Source organism: Herbaspirillum sp. NPDC087042, assembly GCF_044745245.1.
GTDB lineage: Bacteria > Pseudomonadota > Gammaproteobacteria > Burkholderiales > Burkholderiaceae_D > Herbaspirillum.
The window spans coordinates 4,424-7,586 of the sequence record NZ_JBIUZW010000030.1; the positions used below are offsets into that span (position 1 = coordinate 4,424).

Annotated in this window: 2 protein-coding genes; both read left to right on the plus strand. The window is 60.6% G+C overall.

What is annotated here, in order from left to right:
• The first annotated feature begins 160 nt into the window (after positions 1-160).
• Complete coding sequence (nuoL, locus tag ACIPHN_RS24990) at positions 161-2,251, plus strand: NADH-quinone oxidoreductase subunit L (RefSeq protein WP_400441666.1); 2,091 nt, start codon at positions 161-163, stop codon at positions 2,249-2,251.
• A gap of 22 nt (positions 2,252-2,273) precedes the next feature.
• On the plus strand, positions 2,274-3,163 hold an 890-nt coding region (locus tag ACIPHN_RS24995; RefSeq protein WP_400441669.1), incomplete at its 3' end, for an NADH-quinone oxidoreductase subunit M.

Genomic DNA, 3,163 nt, shown 5'->3' on the forward strand with positions numbered 1-3,163 from the left:
CTGGAAACCAACAACGTGGAAGACCTCGACAGCCTCACGGGCTGAGTCGGCCACCGCAGCGTCCAGTTATTGCGTTCTGGTTTGGATTTCATTTAAAGATGGGAGGCTCCCTTGCAGCACATGCTGCAGGCGGGGCAGCCAATAAGCGATAAGGTTCATCATGGCTGGGCAACTTAACCCACATCTTCTTCTTGCTGTACCCCTGGCGCCGCTGGCAGGCTCGGCCATTGCCGGCTTCCTGGGTACCAAATTCTTCGGCAACGTGGTTGGCCGCAAGGTGTCGCATACCGCGACCATCCTGGGCGTGCTGATCGCCGCCATCATCTCCATCCAGACCCTGCTCGCAGTGCTGGACGGCGCCACCTACAACGGTACGCTGTACAACTGGATGACGGTGGCAGGTCTCAAGCTGGAGATCGGCTTCATGGTCGACAGCCTGACCGCGATGATGATGTGCGTGGTGACCTTCGTGTCGCTGATGGTTCACATCTACACCATCGGCTACATGGCGGAAGATGAGGGCTACAACCGCTTCTTCTCCTACATCTCGCTGTTCACCTTCTCCATGCTCATGCTGGTCATGAGCAACAACTTCCTGCAGCTGTTCTTCGGCTGGGAAGCGGTGGGCCTGGTGTCCTATCTGCTGATCGGTTTCTGGTACACCCGACCGACGGCCATCAAGGCCAACATGAAGGCCTTCCTGGTCAACCGTGTGGGTGACTTCGGCTTCATCCTGGGTATTGGCCTGCTGCTGTCCTACGCCGGTTCGATGAACTACACCGAAGTCTTCGCCAAGCGCGCCGAACTGGCGACGCTGACCCTGCCGGGTACTGACTGGATGCTGCTGACCGTGGCATGTATCTGCCTGTTCGTGGGCGCCATGGGCAAGTCGGCCCAGTTCCCGCTGCACGTCTGGCTGCCGGACTCGATGGAAGGCCCGACCCCGATTTCCGCGCTGATCCACGCCGCTACAATGGTGACCGCCGGTATCTTCATGGTCACCCGCATGTCGCCGCTGTTCGAACTGTCCGATACCGCACTGTCCTTCATCCTGGTGATCGGTGCCATCACGGCGCTGTTCATGGGCTTCCTGGGCACCATGCAGAACGACATCAAGCGCGTCGTGGCTTACTCCACGCTGTCGCAGCTGGGTTACATGACCGTGGCCCTGGGCGCGTCGGCCTACTCGGTGGCCGTGTTCCACCTGATGACCCACGCCTTCTTCAAGGCCCTGCTGTTCCTGGGTGCCGGCTCGGTCATCATCGGCATGCACCACGACCAGGACATGCGCAACATGGGCGGCCTGCGCAAGTACATGCCCATCACCTGGATCACCTCGCTGCTGGGTTCGCTGGCCCTGATCGGTACGCCGTTCTTCTCCGGCTTCTACTCCAAGGATTCGATCATCGAAGCCGCTGCCGAGTCGCACCTGCCGGGTTCGGGTTTTGCCTACTTCGCCGTGCTGGCCAGCGTCTTCGTGACCGCCTTCTACTCGTTCCGCATGTACTTCATGGTCTTCCATGGCAAGGAGCGTTTCGGCCAGGCCCATGCCCATGACGAGCACCATGCTCCGGCTGCCGCCCACGGCGCGCACGACGACCATGGTCACGATGCCCACGACGACCACGACCATGACGAGCACCACCATGGTCTGGCCCCGGGCCAGAAGCCGCACGAGTCGCCGCTGGTGGTGACCCTGCCGCTGATCCTGCTGGCCATTCCCTCGGTCATCGTCGGTTTCTTCGCGATTGCGCCGATGCTGTATGGCGACTTCTTCAAGGGCGTGATCTTCTTCGGTGAAAACCACAAGGTCATGGAAGAGCTGTCCCACGAGTTCCACGGTCCTGTGGCCATGGTGACCCACGCCTTCACCAGCGCGCCGCTGTGGCTGGCGATCGCCGGTGTGGCCGTGGCCTACTACTGCTACATGATCAACCCGCGCGTGCCGGCCTGGTTCAAGGAAAAGTTCAGCATCATCTACACCATCCTGGACAACAAGTACTACATGGACAAGTTCAATGAAGTGGTCTTTGCCGGCGGTGCACGCCTGCTGGGCAGCGGACTGTCCACCGTGGGCGACCGCGGCCTGATCGACGGCCTGTTCGTCAACGGCAGCGCCAAGGTCGTCGGCTGGTTCTCGAAATTCACGCGTCTCTGGCAGTCCGGTTACATCTATCACTATGCATTCGTGATGATCATCGGGGTGCTGGGTTTCCTGGAGTGGTTCATGCCGTTCCCGTTCGCCAAATAAGCTGTCCGAGTAGATAACAACCATGATGCAGTCAACATTTCCCATCTTGAGCGTCGCGATCTGGGTTCCGATCGTCTTCGGCATCCTCGTCCTGGCATTGGGCCGCGACAGCAATCCGGCGCTGAGCCGCTGGCTGGCGTTGTTCGGTTCGCTGGTCGGCCTGGTCGTGACTTTCCCTCTGATCCAGCATTTCGATCCGCTGGCGCACGGTTACCAGTTCGTCGAAAAGACGCCCTGGATCGACCGCTTCAACATCAGCTACTTCCTCGGCCTGGACGGCATCTCGCTGTGGTTCGTGCCGCTGACGGCCTTCATCACGGTCATCGTGGTGCTGGCTGGCTGGGTGGTGATCCAGAAGCGCGTGGCCCAGTACATGGGCGCCTTCCTGATCCTCTCGGGCATCATGATCGGCGTCTTCTCGTCGCTGGACGCGATGCTGTTCTACGCCTTCTTCGAAGCGACCCTGATCCCGATGTTCATCATCGTGGGCGTCTGGGGCGGCGACAACCGCGTGTATGCAGCCTTCAAGCTGTTCCTCTACACGCTGCTGGGTTCGCTGCTGATGCTGATCGCGCTGATCTACCTGTACTACGTGTCCGGTGGCAGCTTCGATATCCCGACCTGGCACCAGGTGCCGCTGTCGATGCTGGAACAGAAGATCCTGTTCTTCGCCTTCCTGGCCGCCTTCGCGGTGAAGGTGCCGATGTGGCCGGTGCACACCTGGCTGCCCGACGCCCACGTGCAGGCGCCGACCGGTGGTTCCATCGTGCTGGCCGCGATCATGCTGAAGCTGGGCGCCTATGGTTTCCTGCGCTTCTCGCTGCCTATCCTGCCTGACGCCAGCCATGCGCTGTCCGGCTTCATGATCTTCCTGTCGCTGGTGGCCGTGATCTACAACGGTCTGGTGGCCCT

Excerpts from the sequence above, each read along its gene's own strand:
- nuoL (WP_400441666.1), top strand. The coding sequence starts at position 161 with ATGGCTGGGCAACTTAACCCACATCTTCTTCTTGCTGTACCCCTGGCG.